The 14,615-nt window shown below is 33.6% G+C and carries 14 protein-coding genes; 7 read left to right on the top strand and 7 right to left on the bottom strand.

The window, feature by feature from the left end; genetic code table 11:
• The first annotated feature begins 28 nt into the window (after window positions 1-28).
• The 4 genes from ELQ06_RS03685 to ELQ06_RS03670 are packed head-to-tail and all read left to right on the top strand — an operon-like array spanning window position 29 to window position 4,122.
• The gene (locus ELQ06_RS03685) at window positions 29-1,168 is read left to right on the top strand and encodes a hydrogenase small subunit (RefSeq protein ID WP_052797620.1); all 1,140 of its coding nucleotides are present in this window, start codon (window positions 29-31) and stop codon (window positions 1,166-1,168) included.
• Between the two features lie 2 nt (window positions 1,169-1,170).
• Window positions 1,171-2,886: a nickel-dependent hydrogenase large subunit gene (locus tag ELQ06_RS03680; protein ID WP_004305674.1), complete on the top strand. Its 1,716-nt coding sequence runs from the start codon at window positions 1,171-1,173 to the stop codon at window positions 2,884-2,886.
• 10 nt (window positions 2,887-2,896) lie between these two features.
• Window positions 2,897-3,589, top strand: a complete 693-nt coding sequence (cybH, locus tag ELQ06_RS03675; protein WP_002866258.1) for a Ni/Fe-hydrogenase, b-type cytochrome subunit — start codon at window positions 2,897-2,899, stop codon at window positions 3,587-3,589.
• Window positions 3,586-4,122 carry a HyaD/HybD family hydrogenase maturation endopeptidase gene (locus tag ELQ06_RS03670; RefSeq protein WP_052781661.1) on the top strand — a complete coding sequence of 179 codons (537 nt, stop codon included), beginning with the start codon at window positions 3,586-3,588 and terminating at the stop codon, window positions 4,120-4,122. The genes cybH and ELQ06_RS03670 overlap by 4 nt, the downstream gene beginning before the upstream one ends.
• On the opposite strand, the gene recR is transcribed toward ELQ06_RS03670, so the two are convergent.
• The 3 genes from recR to ELQ06_RS03655 are packed head-to-tail and all read right to left on the bottom strand — an operon-like array spanning window position 4,119 to window position 6,594.
• On the bottom strand, window positions 4,119-4,691 hold the full coding sequence (gene recR / locus ELQ06_RS03665) for a recombination mediator RecR (protein WP_044261550.1): 573 nt from the start codon (window positions 4,689-4,691) through the stop codon (window positions 4,119-4,121). The two genes, ELQ06_RS03670 and recR, sit on opposite strands and share 4 nt — an antisense overlap.
• Window positions 4,691-5,926, bottom strand: a complete 1,236-nt coding sequence (locus tag ELQ06_RS03660; RefSeq protein WP_052781663.1) for an ArsS family sensor histidine kinase — start codon at window positions 5,924-5,926, stop codon at window positions 4,691-4,693. The genes recR and ELQ06_RS03660 overlap by 1 nt, the downstream gene beginning before the upstream one ends.
• Complete coding sequence (locus tag ELQ06_RS03655; protein ID WP_002853168.1) at window positions 5,923-6,594, bottom strand: response regulator transcription factor; 672 nt, start codon at window positions 6,592-6,594, stop codon at window positions 5,923-5,925. Before ELQ06_RS03655 ends, ELQ06_RS03660 begins: the two co-directional genes overlap by 4 nt.
• A gap of 156 nt (window positions 6,595-6,750) precedes the next feature.
• On the opposite strand from ELQ06_RS03655, the gene dnaJ reads away from it, so the two are divergent.
• On the top strand, window positions 6,751-7,872 hold the full coding sequence (dnaJ, locus tag ELQ06_RS03650; RefSeq protein WP_002872466.1) for a molecular chaperone DnaJ: 1,122 nt from the start codon (window positions 6,751-6,753) through the stop codon (window positions 7,870-7,872).
• 114 nt (window positions 7,873-7,986) lie between these two features.
• Here the strand turns inward: dnaJ and ELQ06_RS03645 are convergent, their stop codons facing one another.
• Both ELQ06_RS03645 and ELQ06_RS03640 read right to left on the bottom strand, forming a co-directional pair.
• Window positions 7,987-9,261 carry a major outer membrane protein gene (locus tag ELQ06_RS03645; protein ID WP_052797622.1) on the bottom strand — a complete coding sequence of 425 codons (1,275 nt, stop codon included), beginning with the start codon at window positions 9,259-9,261 and terminating at the stop codon, window positions 7,987-7,989.
• A gap of 251 nt (window positions 9,262-9,512) precedes the next feature.
• The gene (locus ELQ06_RS03640) at window positions 9,513-9,968 is read right to left on the bottom strand and encodes a low molecular weight protein-tyrosine-phosphatase (protein WP_002853170.1); all 456 of its coding nucleotides are present in this window, start codon (window positions 9,966-9,968) and stop codon (window positions 9,513-9,515) included.
• A gap of 53 nt (window positions 9,969-10,021) precedes the next feature.
• On the opposite strand from ELQ06_RS03640, the gene ELQ06_RS03635 reads away from it, so the two are divergent.
• Together ELQ06_RS03635 and ELQ06_RS03630 are read left to right on the top strand one after the other, a co-directional pair.
• Window positions 10,022-11,206, top strand: coding sequence for an MFS transporter (locus tag ELQ06_RS03635; RefSeq protein ID WP_052782837.1), 1,185 nt, complete (start codon window positions 10,022-10,024; stop codon window positions 11,204-11,206).
• A gap of 17 nt (window positions 11,207-11,223) precedes the next feature.
• Window positions 11,224-11,886, top strand: a complete 663-nt coding sequence (locus ELQ06_RS03630) for a DUF4230 domain-containing protein (RefSeq protein ID WP_002859315.1) — start codon at window positions 11,224-11,226, stop codon at window positions 11,884-11,886.
• A 43-nt stretch (window positions 11,887-11,929) separates the two neighbouring features.
• On the opposite strand, the gene ELQ06_RS03625 is transcribed toward ELQ06_RS03630, so the two are convergent.
• The gene (locus ELQ06_RS03625) at window positions 11,930-12,412 is read right to left on the bottom strand and encodes a DNA-deoxyinosine glycosylase (protein ID WP_052791638.1); all 483 of its coding nucleotides are present in this window, start codon (window positions 12,410-12,412) and stop codon (window positions 11,930-11,932) included.
• The gene (locus tag ELQ06_RS03620) at window positions 12,409-14,568 is read right to left on the bottom strand and encodes a polyribonucleotide nucleotidyltransferase (RefSeq protein WP_052797748.1); all 2,160 of its coding nucleotides are present in this window, start codon (window positions 14,566-14,568) and stop codon (window positions 12,409-12,411) included. Before ELQ06_RS03620 ends, ELQ06_RS03625 begins: the two co-directional genes overlap by 4 nt.
• Window positions 14,569-14,615: the final 47 nt, after the last annotated feature.

Here is a 14,615-nt window from a genome sequence, read left to right as displayed (position 1 = left end):
ATAAATTTCATGTTACAAAGGAAATATAATGATTGATTATCATCAAATAGAGTCGCGTTTATCGACTCTTGAAAAGCTTCCTTCTTTGAAAGACAATGATAGTATTACAAAAGCATTAGAAAAGTCAGGTTTTTCTAGAAGGGATTTTATGAAATGGGCAGGTGCTATGACGGCATTTTTGGCTTTGCCAGCGAGTTTTACTCCTATGGTGGCAAAAGCTGCTGAGCTTGCTGATAGGCTTCCTGTTGTGTGGCTTCATATGGCTGAGTGTACAGGCTGTAGTGAGAGTTTGTTAAGAAGTGATACTCCAACGATTGATAGTTTGATTTTTGATTATATTTCTTTAGAATATCACGAAACAGTGATGGCTGCAGCAGGTTGGCAAGCTGAAGAAAATTTAGAAAGTGCCATTCAAAAACATAAAAATAAATATATTTTAATGGTTGAAGGCGGTATCCCTATGGGTGATACGGAGCATTTTTTAACCATAGGTGCACATGGAAAAACAGGCTATGAGCTTTCAAAAATGGCAAGTGAAAATGCTTTGGCGATTTTTGCTATAGGAACCTGTTCTAGCTTTGGAGGAATCCAAGCCGCAAGACCAAATCCTAGCAACGCGCAGCCTTTAAGCAAAGTAACAAGTAAAACTGTGATCAATGTTCCAGGCTGTCCTCCAAGTGAAAAAAATATAGTGGGTAATATACTTCATTATTTATTATTTGGTGAGTTACCAGCACTTGATGTGTATAATAGACCAAAATGGGCTTATGGTTTAAGAATTCATGATCTTTGTGAAAGACGCGGACATTTTGATGCGGGTGAATTTGTACATGCTTTTGGAGATGAAGGAGCAAAACAAGGTTTTTGTCTTTATAAAGTAGGTTGTAAAGGACCTTATACTTTTAATAACTGCTCAAGAGAGAGATTTAACCAGCACACTTCTTGGCCTATTCAAGCAGGGCATGGTTGTATAGGTTGTTCTGAGCCTAATTTTTGGGATACTATGGGACCTTTTGAAGAGCCTATGGCTAGTCGTAAATTTGATACTGTTTTTGGTTTGGGTGCGGATAGTGTTTCAGATAAAATTGGTATAGGTGTGCTTACACTCACAGGCGTTGCTATAGCAGCACACGCAGTTATATCTTCCATGCAAAAAGATAAGGAATAAAAATGAGTCAAAAAATAATCGTAGATCCTATTACAAGAATTGAAGGGCATTTAAGAGTTGAAGTTGTTGTTGATGATAACAATGTGGTAAAAGAAGCTTATGCAGGCTCTACTTTGTGGCGTGGTATTGAAACCATAGTAAAAGGGCGTGATCCAAGAGATGCGGGTTTTATGACGCAAAGAATTTGCGGAGTTTGTACTTTTTCACATTATAAAGCAGGTATAGTTGCTGTTGAAAATGCTTTAGGTATTACTCCGCCTTTAAATGCGCTTTTAACAAGAACTTTAATGAATGCGGCTTTATTTTTACACGATCATATTGTGCATTTTTATCAACTTCATGGGCTTGATTGGGCTGATGTGGTAAGTGCTTTAAGTGCTGATGTTAAAAAAGCAAGTGATGAAGCTTTTAAATACACTCCAAATCCTTATGCAACAGGTGCAGATAAACTTCTTGAAGTGCAACAAAGACTGAAAACTTTTGTAGATAAAGGAAATTTAGGACCTTTTGCTAATGCGTACTATGGTCATCCAACTTATCGTTTAAGTCCTGAGCAAAATTTAATCGTTCTTTCTCACTATCTAGAATGTTTAAGAATTCAAAGAATCATTGCTCAATGTATGGCGATTTTTGGAGCTAAAAATCCACATCCACAAAGCTTAACCGTTGGTGGTGTAACTTGCGTTATGGATTTACTCGATCCTGCAAGAATGGGTGAATATATGGTTAAATTCCAAGAAGTGCAAGACTTTGTTAATCGTGCGTATTATCCTGATCTTGTGATGGCAGGAAAAGCTTATGCACATGAAGCAAGTGTTTTAAATGATATAGGGGTAAATAATCTTTATACCTTTAAAGAATTCCAAATCGGAAGAGATGAATGGCTTTTTGAAAGTGGTATTATTAAAAATGGAGATTTAAGCAAGGTTTATGAAGTAGAAGAAGATAAGATTACTGAAGAGGCAACTCATTCTTGGTATGCAGACAATGAACCTTTACATCCTTATGATGGCAAAACAAATCCAAATTATACAGGACTTGTAGATGGAGAAAGCGTAGATCATCATGGAAATAATGTCCATTCTAAAGTGTTTGATACTAAGGGTAAATATAGCTGGATTAAAGCTCCACGCTATGAAGGAAATCCTATGCAAGTAGGACCTTTAGCAAATATCGTTGTAAATTATGCTAAAGGTAATCAAAATGTTGTTCCTGTGGTAGATGAGTTCTTAAAAGAAACAGGACTTCCTTTAAATGCTGTATTTAGCACACTTGGAAGAACAGCTGCTCGTTGTATTGAAGCAAAAATCGTTGCAAATAATGCTTTAAAAGCGTTTAATAATTTAGTTGAAAATTTAAAAGTAGACCAGAGTACTTGTGCTCCTTATGTGATCGATAATTCTAAAGAATACAAAGGACGCTATATGGGGCATGTGCCACGCGGAACATTAAGCCATTGGTGTAGAATTAAAAATGGTGTTATTGAAAATTGGCAAGCTGTGGTGCCTTCTACTTGGAATGCAAGTCCAAAAGACGCAAATGGCGTAGGTGGAAGTTATGAGCAATGTTTGATAGGACTTAAAATCGCTGATGTAAAACAACCACTTGAAATCATTAGAAAAATTCACTCTTATGATCCTTGTATTGCTTGTGCGGTGCATGTAATGGATACTAAGGGCAATAATCTAAGTGAATATAAAGTGAATGTCAATTTATAAGGAGGCTTTCATGCAAAACAAAGAAGAAAAATTGCAAAGAAAAGCTGAATATGAATTTAGCATAGGTTTGCGTTTAACGCACTGGGTAAGAGCTATTGCTATAGTGATTCTTATTGGCACAGGGTATTATCTTTCCTATGTGTTCCAAAGCCCTATTAGTAACGGTGAACCCGTAAATTTTATGCAAGCAAAATACCGCTTAGTACATCAAGCGGTGGGTTTTGTTTTAATCGCTTGTATTATTTTTAAAGTATATTTGTTTTTCTGCGATAAGGTAAGCGCAAAAGAACGCAGAAGTGTATGGGATATCTTTAATATCAAATTATGGATAGAACAAGTAAAATTTTACATTTTCTTAGGAAAACACCCGCATTTAAAAGGGGTTTATAATCCTTTGCAATTTGTAACTTATTTTTTCTTTTATCTTGTGATGTTAGGTATCATTCTTACAGGGCTTATTCTTTATACTCATACTTATCATGAGGGCTTAGGTGGGCTTTTATACCATATTTTAAGACCGCTTGAAGCTGCAATGGGCGGCTTGGCTGATGTAAGAACTTATCATAGAATTTTGATGTGGGTGATTATGATTTTTGTACCAGTACATATTTACATGGCGATTTTTAACGCAGTAAAAGGTAAAGATGGTGCTATGGATGCTATTATTAGCGGATATAAATATATAAAAGAAGAAAAGCATTGAAATTCTTAGTCCTTGGAATAGGCAATATCATGTTTGCAGATGAAGGCTTAGGCGTTCATCTTTGCAAACAACTTGAAAAAAACTACAAATTCGCTCATTCTGAATTTACTTTAGATTTTGTTGATGGTGGAACTTTGGCTTTGCAGCTTAGCTATATCATCGCTAGGTACGATAGACTTATCGTTTTAGACTGTATAGAAGCGCAAGGTGCGAGTATAGGAGATGTATTTTTCTTTCCTTATGATGCTATGCCTAATAAAATCAGCTGGAGTGGAAGTGCTCATGAAATAGAAATGCTTCAAACCTTACAATACATGGAACTTGCAGGAGATTTGCCTAAAACACACATCTTAGCTTGTGTGCCAAAGCGTATTGAAGCAATGAGTTTTAAGCTCTCAGATGAGCTTATACAAGGAGCTAAAATCATGGAAAAAACTTTACTTGATTTTTTAAGTAAGGAAGGTTTTACTTATGAAAAGATTGCGGATTTTTCTTTGCAAGAATTAGCTGATATTTCTTATAAAAATTACTAAATTTTTGTTCTAAAATTCATAGCTTTATTTAAAGAGATTAAATCCACATTTTCTAAATTCACACCACTTGGAATTCCTTGAGCGATTTTACTAAAAGTTAGGTTTAAGCCTTTAAATTTATCCTCTATAAAAAAGATAGTTGCATCAGAATTAATGCTATGTGTCAATGCAAAAATGAGCTCAGAGATATTTAGCTTAAGTATGATTTGCTTTAGTTTTTCGAGTTTTTCTTCATTTAACTCATCTAAAACAAAATATACCCCATTGTAACTTTGACTCTCTTCGAGTGTTAGTATATCTTTTGGGCTTTCAACTATACATAAAATGTTTTTATTTCTTTCTTCATCGCTACAAATTTCGCAAAGCTCATTTTCACTTAAAGCACCGCATTGCTCACAAGGTTTTATAAAGCGGATAGCATTTTCTATATTGTGTGCGAGTTTCATACCATCGATTTGATTATTTATGCAAAGGTGATAAGCAAGCCTTATGGCGGTTTTTTTTCCTATGGTAGGTAAATTTGCAAAACTTTCAACAAGTTCATTGAATTTTTCTAGGCCTTTTACCATTATTTTTCTTTATCTCCAAAGAAAATTTTAAAGCAATGTTTTCCATCATCATAAAAATAAATCAAATCAAAATTATGCAGTTTACATACCTCTGAAACTATATAAAGTCCTAGTCCCATACCTTTGACTTGATTGTGTTTTTCTCTTGTAAAAGCTTCAAGATAATGCTCTATAGGCTCTGCTAAAGGTTTGCCTGGATTTTTAATGGTAAAACATTCTTTACAACAAAAAAGCTCACAAGTGCCATTATTTGAGTATTTTAAGGCATTATCGATAAGATTTTTTAAAATTACAGAGAAAATTTCCATATCAACATTGATTAAAGCATCATATCTTATATCGACTTTTACAACTTTATTAAAATCATCTATCATAAGGTGTTCTTTAGCTTCTTCAAGTATAGCGCTAAAACGACTAGGTTTAAAGTGTAAGTTGTAGTTTTTTGAAAATAAATTTTCGATTTTGGCAAATTCATTGATCAAAGAATCCATGCGTAAAAATATAGCGATAAGTCTTTCTTTTTGTCTGTCTTCTTTGATCATTTCAGAAATGATTCTCCCTTTTCCTATAGGGGTTTTTAACTCATGCATGATTGTTCTTAGGAAAAGTTGTCTTGATTGGATTAATTCTTGGTTTTTCTTAAAAGCTTTTTGAAATTCAAAGGCGATCTTGCCTACTTCATCTTCTTGATAGTCTAGAAAATCAGGTTGTTCCCCATTTGCAACTTCGGCAACTTGTCTTCTTAATTTTTTTAAAGGTTCTAAGGATTTTAATACAGAAAAATACATAAAAACAACCAACAAAGAAAAAGAGAAAAATCCTATCAATAAAAGATTATAAACCCTATCACTAGTATTTTCTTCATACAAGCCATCAAAATCTTTACATTGAACATCAAAATAAAGATTGCTATGATATTTTAAAGAAGAAAGAGTACAAAGCTCTCCGCCTGCTTTAAAAAGTGATTGTCCATTATTTCTTATAGCTTTTACAAGATTGGGATTTTGTATAGCGTTAAAACCGCTGTTTCCAAGATAAGCTCCTATTTCAACACCTGAAGTATTTTCATAGGAGATGAGTAAATTTTTTATAAGATTTTCTTGTTTTAAACTTTCTTCTTCATTATAGGCATTCCCTTCTATTTTTAAAAGAACGATAAAAAGCACACAAACCAAGAAAAAAGTAACAACAAATAAAATAATCAGTTTGGTATGAATAGAATAATTTTTTGTCATCCTATCAGTTTATATCCTATACCTCTAACAGAAAAAATATGTTTTGGAGATTTTGAACTATCTCCTATTTTTACCCTTAAGCGACCGATGATAACATCAAGGCTTTTAGAATCTTTATCTTTTAGATTTTTACAGCGACTTACAAGCTGTTCTCTTGAAACACTATATCCGTGTTGTTGGATAAGGTATTCTAAAATTTCAAATTCAGCAGGAGTAAGTGTTAAAACCTTATCTTCATAGGTGATCTCATGTCTTCTTTCATCAATTTTGAAAGCAGAGTTAATATTTTCATTATTAGTGTGTTCAACTCTTTTTGTGCGACGAATAAGACTCATAATCCTTGCATACATTTCTTTTGGATCGTAAGGCTTTGGTAGATAATCATCAGCACCGATTTGAAGCCCCACAACTTTATCGCTTAAGTCACCTCTAGCCGATGAGATGATAATAGGAATATTGCTTTTTTGTCGGATTTCTCTACAAACTTCAAGACCATCAATTCCAGGTAAAGTTAAATCTAAAATCAGACAATCATAGCCTTGAATACCCACATTTAAAGCACTTTTAGGATTTTCAAAATTTGTGATTTTAATATTAAATTGCGCTAAATATTCAGATAATAATTGTGCAAAGTCAGGATCATCTTCTATCATCAACACATTAATCATTCTAGTGTCCTTGTAAATTTTTATGTAGTCTTTAAAATCTTTACATAATTTTATTTAAAATTTGATAAATTATTGATTTTATTTTTGCTAAAATTATATTTTTGAATTTTTAAAATTAAAATTCTAGTAAAATTTTAAATTTTTTAAAGGAATAATGTGGAAATAAGTTATTATGAAATTCTTGAAATCACGCAAAATGCTGATAAAGAAACCATAAAAAAAGCCTATAGAAAAATGGCTTTAAAATATCATCCTGATAGAAATCAAGGTGATAAAGAAGCAGAAGATAAATTCAAGCTTGTTAATGAAGCCTATGAGGTTTTAAGCAATGATGAAAAGCGAGCTATTTATGATAGATACGGAAAAGATGCTTTAAAAGGCGGTGGATTTGGTTCTAGTAGCTCAGGTTTTGGTGGTTTTGAGGATTTAGGAGATATATTTTCTAGTTTTTTTGGAGAAGGCTTTGGCTCATCGCGTCGTAGAAAAAGTTCAAATGATGAGAAAATCCCTTCAGATTTTATCGTTAATTTAAAATTAAGTTTTAAAGAAGCGGTTTTTGGTTGTAAGAAAAATATAGACTTTACTTATAAATGCTCTTGTAAAACTTGTAATGGAACAGGGGCTAAAGATGGAAAGCTTCAAACTTGTCCAAAGTGTCAAGGTAGAGGACAGGTTGGGGTTTCTCAAGGTTTTATCACTTTTGCACAAACTTGCCCTGATTGTCAAGGAATTGGAGAAAAGGCTAGTGAAAAATGTAGCGATTGTAAAGGTTTGGGTTATAATGAAAGCAAAGATAGTGTCGAGCTTAATATCCCAGAAGGTGTGGATACAGGTATGAAACTTCGTGTCAATGCTAAAGGCAATATCTTAAAAAATGGCACTAGAGGGGATATGTATGTTAAGATCATCGCTGCTGAAGACGATACTTTTATAAGAGATGATGATGATATATATATAGAATTTCCAGTGTTTTTTACCCAGGCTATCTTAGGACAAAGTATAAAAGTCCCTACCATACGCGGTGAAGCGACTTTAAATTTACCAAAGGGTGCTAAAGATGGACAAAGATTTGTTCTTGAAAAAGAAGGGGTAAAAGATGTTCATAGTTCTCGCATAGGAAATCAAATCGTTCAAATTTCTATCAAATTTCCAACTTCTTTAAACGATGAACAAAAAGAACTTTTAGAAAAACTAAGTGAAAGTTTTGGTATCAAAGATGGTATGCATCAAGAGCAAAAAGGACTTTTTGAAAAAATCGCTAATTGGTTTAAGTCTTAATTTTCCTAAAGCTTTTTAGCTTGGGAAAATTTTTTATATAAATTTAAGTTTTAAAAATCAGACATAAAAAAAGGCGGAGCAAAACCCCGCCTTGAAGTTAGACCTGAAAGCTTCTTAGAATTTGTAAAGAGCTTGAAGTCTTACAGTGCTATGATCAGCACTTTCATTAGTGTTTACACCTTGATCTAGGTTCACATAAGAATAGAATGCTGAGAAGTTAAGTTTTGGAGAGTATTTGTAATCTACTCTTGCAACAGCTTCAAGTTTTTTACCACCACCTAAATGACTAGCAGCTTCTGTTTTTGTTCCACCGTATACAAAATCAGCACCAACGCGAACTGTTTCGTTGAAAGTATATCCACCAGTCACATAACCGAAGATATTTCTACCAGTATCACCATTTAGTCTTGAACCAGTAGTATAGAAAATTTCCTCACCTGCAAGTAAAGAGCCAAGATTACCTTGATCTTCGATTACAACTGTAGAAGCTTTTTCTTTATCACCGTAGTATAAACCACCAAGGCTAGCATCCCAACCATTTACTTCAATACCACCTTTTAATGCAAAGAAATTACCATTAGTATGTGTGGTATCATCAAGTTCGCTGTCAATACTATTTCCTAAGTAAGCACCTTCAATTGTCCAATTGATTCCATCAAAGATAGTTGTACTATAAGCTGCATCTACAGCATAGAAGAATGCTACTTGATCCCAATAAGCTAACCATAATTGTGGGTTGAATTGTCCACCAGCAAGATCATAAGAACCTACAGCAGCAGCACCATAAAGATTTCCTACTGAATCTACTTTAAAAGGAGCTTGATTTGATGTTGTTGAAATATTACTACGTCCTAATAACTCTGCACCTTGCTCTGCAGCCATGAAGCTATCTACAGCAAAAGCAGCTAGAGTTAAACCATCGATGCTGTTATTTACTACTTTAACACCTGTTCCAACTAAACCATCAATAGCGTTATCTGTCCAGATAAAGTTTAATTGTTGTTTACCAGCGATTACGCTTGTAGCAACATCTTCATTTGTATAAGTTAGATATAATTGACGAACAAAAAGCCCTTTTTCAGCATTTGTTTTGTTATCAACACCAGTACCACCATCAACAGCGTTGTAGTCGAACTGAATGAAAGCTTTGAAGTTATCAGCTATAGCAGCACTGAAGTTAACTTGTGCTCTATATTTGTGATCTTGTTTGTTGTTGTTTAAATTTGAGTTGTTAACGAAATTTTTATCAAAATTACCTGTATCGTATCTGTATCTTAATACACCTGATACATCAACATCTTTGATCGCTTCTTCAAGTGGAGTAGCGTTAGCTGCTGAAAAAGCACCTGCAGCAAGAGCTGCAACTAAACTAAGTTTAACTAGTTTCATGAGAATTCTCCTTGTCAAAAATTAATAAAACATTGTAATTGTAGCACATAAATTTGGAGTTTTTTCTTAAGAAGCACTTAAAATAGTAAAAATTTTAAATCCGAAGGATAAAAACATCTAAAGAAAAGCCTAGCTAAAGGGATTTAAGCTAGGCGTGTAATTTTAAGGAGTTTTTCTTATGAATGTTTTTCGGTTCGTTTAGAAGTATAAGCTTAAAAAGTAAACGAGAAGTAATATATAGTTGTTTTAAATTATTTTGATAAAAAAACAAGTAAATTTTTACAAGCTAGGGATAAAATTTTATAAGTTTCATCAAAATTCCCACTATACCAAGGATCAGGGACTTCATCGTAGTTTAGACTAGGACTAAAATCAGTGATTTTTAAAACTTTGTTTTGGGTGTTGGTGAAGTTTTTTAAAACATTTTTGAAGTTAGAATTGTCCATGGTGATTAAAAAATCGCTTTCATCGCAAAGCTTTTGAGTGAGTTTTTTGCTTGTGAAGTTTTTGTGTTCTATGTTAAGTTGAGCAAGTTTGTTTTTGGTGCCATAGTGCATACCTTCTCCATCGTGTTCTCCTGAAGTTCCAGCACTGCTTATAAAAAATTCTTTTTCTAAATTTGCTTTTTTGACAAGATCTTTCATGATAAATTCTGCCATAGGCGAACGGCATATATTGCCTAAGCATATAAAGAGTATTTTTTTCATTTTTATCCTTGAGTTTTAATTAAAAATTATAAAAAATATCATACAATAAATCCATGGAAAATTTCAATAGAACTTTGCTTGTGTGTTGGTTTGGTGTTTTTACCACAAGTATGGGGCTTAGTCAAATCGCTCCGATTTTGCCTTTTTATATCAAAGAACTAGGACATGTTGATACGAGTGAAATAGCGTTTTACTCAGGGCTTGCTTTTGGGATCACTCCACTTTTTATGGCTGTTTTTTCACCTTTGTGGGCTTTTTTGGGTGCAAAGTATGGTTATAAAAATATGCTTCTTCGTGCAAGTTTTGGAATGTCGGTTTTAACCTTATGGCTTAGCTTTGCTCATAGTGCTTTAGAAGTAGTTTTTGTGCGGGGTTTAACAGGGATAATTTCGGGTTTTACTTCTGCTGCTGTTGTGTTTATCGCTGTGATAGCACCTAAAGAAAAAGTCGCTTATGCTTTAGGAACTCTTTCTACGGCTTCTATAAGTGGAAGTTTGCTTGGGCCTTTGTTTGGTGGCTTTGTGGCTGAATTTTTTAGTATTAGTGCGGTTTTTGATATGGTGGCTTTTTTGATTGCTTGTTCTTTTGTGACGATTTATTTTTTCATCCATGAGAGAAAAATTCAAAAAGAGGCGAAGAAAAATACTCAAAAAGTGAAAGAAAACAAAACCCTTATCATCGTTCTTTTTATCACTACTTTTGTGATACAATTTGGTACTTTTGGAGTGATGCCGATTTTAAGTATCTATGTTGAGCAAATTCATCAAGGTGGAAATTTGGCTCTTTGGGCGGGTATAGTAGTGGCTGCAAGTGGGATTAGCAATCTTTTTTTCGCACCAAAACTTGGAAAAATCGCCGATAAGATAGGGCCTAGTAAGATTATTTTTGGAGCTTTGATATTTTGTGGAATTTGCTTTTATTTGCAGGCTGTAGTAAGTAATGTTTATACGCTTATTTTCGTGCGTTTACTTATAGGTGTAGGACTTGGAGGGCTTTTGCCTTGTGTGAATGCCTTGCTTAAAAAAAGTGTGAGTGCTAAAAATTTAAGTGTGATTTTTGGTTTTAATCAAACTTGTCAATTTTTGGGAAATTTTTGTGGAGCTTTTGGCGGAGGGCTTATGGCTTCACATTTTAGTGTGGAATTTGTTTTTACTTTTGTGTGTTTGATTTTTATCATTAATGCTTTTATTTTCTTAGCGTTTGAGAAAAAATATATCTTTTCAAATCAAGGTTTATAAAATTAGAAAGGTTTAAAATGGAAATGATTTTATTTGTTTTAGTGATGATTTTACTTGTACTTTTGTTTGTAGTGCTTTTTAGGCAGTATAAAAGCCCTAAAATAGAAGAAAAAAGCACGCAAAGTTTTAGCGATATCATGCAGCTTAAATCCATAGGAGAATTAAGTGTTTTTCAAGTTTTTAGTAAAGAGATTGTCACTAAAAAAGATAGCGCTTTTAATGGAATTTGGAAAAATCTTTTAGGATGGTCTTTGAGTGAAAGACAGATTGCTTTGATTTTTGAATTTGAGATCACTTTCTTGTATGATTTAAGGGATAAAAACTTTGATATTTTGCCTTTAGGGGACGATGCTTATAAGATCATCATGCCAGAGTGTAGATACAAACACAGCATCATAGATATGAAATTTTATGATGAAAAAAATGCTAAATTTTTACCTTTTTTACTGCCTGATTCTATCAATAGTACGGGGATTAGTTTTAGCGAAAGTGATAAAAACAAACTCATAAAAGAAGCCAAAGATGAGGTTAAAGACTTGTCTTTAAATCTTATCCAAAATTTAGAAAGCAAAATTCATAAAAGTGCTAAGGATACTTTAGAAGCTATTGCTAAAGGTTTTGGAGCTAAGAGAGTGGAATTTGAATTTAAGGATAACACACAAAAGCTAGATATTAACTAGCTTTTTTCTTGTTTTACTTGGGGGGGGGGTAATGCTTAGTTTGTTATTTTGTAAATTTTTTGATTATTTCATAGTTTTGTAAAAGCTGTTCAAAAGAAAAATTTAAATTTGCAGGAGAAGTTGAGGGTAGGGCTATGGCTTCTAAGCGAGGGTGGAATTTAATAAAAAATTTATAAGCACTTTGTCCAGTAGTAAAAATGGCTTGGATTTTGGTTTGAGAAAGGATCGGGCTTAAATCATTGGCTTTTGCATAACTTATAGTTTTATCATCTGAATTTTTTATCTTGCAACTTTGAAGTACATCCCAAAGAGCGATATGTTTTTTTCTTAAAAAGGCTTGTTGTTCTGTGATATTTTCTAATCTTACATTAAAAAGTGTTTCTAGTATAGGCCAAAAACGATTTCTTGGGTGTTGATAATAAAAGCCATCTTGTCTTGATTTTACCGAAGGAAAAGATCCTAAAATTAAGATTTTAGAATCTTTGTCAAAAAAAGGTTCAAAAGGATGAGTTAGAAATTCACTCACTCACACAAATCCACAGAAATTTTTCCGTTTTTAATTTCGCTGATTTTAACTTTTAAGCTTTGGTTTTCGCTTAAATTAAGATGCTTGCTTTTTGAACTATGCAATAAACCATCAACACCATTTTTAAGTTCCACAAAGGCTCCAAAAGGAGCGATTTTTTTAACAATACTTTGAAATTCTTGCCCAAGTTCAAAGCCTGATATATCTTTGTCTTTAGAGCCTTTTTTAGTTCCTTTTTGAGAGCTTGTGATGTTTATGATGTAGTCTTTTGCGGCTTTGATTTGCTCGTTTTGACTACCTGCTATTTTTACTTCACCTTTTTCGCGATCTAAGTCTATAGAAACGCCAAATTTTTCTACGATTTCTTTGATGGTTTTTCCGGCTTGTCCTATAATATCAACGATTTTTGAAGGATCAACGCTAAAAAGCTCAAGTTTAGGTAAAACTTCTTCATTGATTATGATTTCTTTGGCGGCTTCTTCCATGATATTTAGAATGTGAATTCTTCCTTCTTTGGCTTGGTATAAAGCTTGTTTTAGTGTTTCTTGATCGATTCCACCTAGTTTTATATCCATTTGAAGAGCAGTAACGCCGTCTTTGCTTCCTGCTACTTTAAAGTCCATATCCCCATCATGATCTTCAAGTCCCATGATATCTGTTAAAACAGCATACTTGTTATCTTCAAAGATAAGCCCCATGGCTACTCCTGCAACAAGTTTTAAGCTTGGCACTCCTGCTGCTTTTAAGGCTAAAGATCCGCCACAAACCGTTGCCATAGAACTTGAGCCATTGCTTTCTAAAATTTCACTGACTAAGCGGATTACATAAGGATAGTTTTCATCCACACTTGGATAAAGTGCTCTTTTGGCTAAATTTCCATGTCCTAGTTCTCTTCTTCCTGGAGCTTTGATAGGACTTGCTTCGCCTACTGAAAAACCTGGAAAATTATAATTTACCATAAAGCGTTCGCTTATAGGATTTTTTTCTGTAAGCAAGTCTATCATTTGAGCATCGTTTTCTCCGCCTAAGGTTGCAACCACTAGGGCTTGAGTTTGTCCACGAGTGAAAAGACAAGAACCATGAGCGTTTGGTAAGATGTTGGTTTCTATACTAATAGGACGCACTTCGTTTAAACTTCTACCATCAGCTCTTTTGCCTTCATTTAAAATTTGCTCACGAATAAGTTTGCGTTTGACTTTAGCTAAGGTATTTAAGACACTTTCTTCACTCCAGTCTTTAGCGATTTCAAGATTTGAAATTTCGTTAGCGATTTTATTTAGTTCGCTTGCTCTTTCACTTTTTGCCATTTGGTTGATGGCTTCTTTGATTTGTTTTTGGAAATTATTTTCTATAAAAGCTAAAATTTCAGGATATTCAATCTCATTTTTTAGTTCGATTTGAGAATTTTTTCTGTGTTTGCTAAAGGCTTCTTCATAAGCATTTGAACCATTTAATATAGCTTTTTGAGCTAAATTTAGAGCTTCTAAAATTTCATCTTCGCTAAGTTCATTCATATTTTGTGAAGTGGTTTGAGTTAAAACATCAGCATAAGGAGCTTCGATAAAGATTTCATTTTCTTTTTGATCAGGTAAGGCTCTCATTTCTATCATCAAAAGCTCATCTTTTACACCTGCTACATAGAGATCTAGGGTGCTATTTTGAAGCTCTTCATTGTTCGGATTGAGTATGAAATTTCCATCTATCTTTCCTATACGCACACCACATACTGGAGCTTTCATAGGTATATCACTAAGATAAAGTGCCACGCTTGCGGCATTTAAGCTCATTACTTGTAAATCTACTTTAGGATCAGCTGAGAGAACCATCACAACGATTTGAGTCGGATAAGCATAGCCTTTTGGAAAAAGAGGGCGTAAGCTTCTATCAATAATGCGTGCTGTTAAGGTTTCTGCATCGCTTGGTTTGGTTTCTCTTTTGACATAACCGCCAGGGATTTTTCCTGCGGCATAAGCTTTTTCGATGTATTGAACGGTTAGAGGTAAAAAATCTTCTTCAACTTGTTTTTCTTCTCTTGCAACCGTAGCTAAAACAACGCTTCTACCTTGTCTCATTAAAACAGCACCAGCAGCTTGTTTGGCGACTTTATCTATATCAAATATTTCTGTATTTTTGTTAATTTCTATGCTGTATTGCATTATTTTTCCTTTTTTGCCAGACAATAAATTTGTAAAATTTTTAAAAA

Origin of the sequence: Campylobacter sp. CH246 (assembly GCF_004378835.1) — a bacterium.
In the GTDB taxonomy this organism is placed as follows: domain Bacteria; phylum Campylobacterota; class Campylobacteria; order Campylobacterales; family Campylobacteraceae; genus Campylobacter_D; species Campylobacter_D jejuni.
Note: the sequence above shows the minus strand (reverse complement) of the source record. Positions and strands in the feature narration are given on the sequence as shown.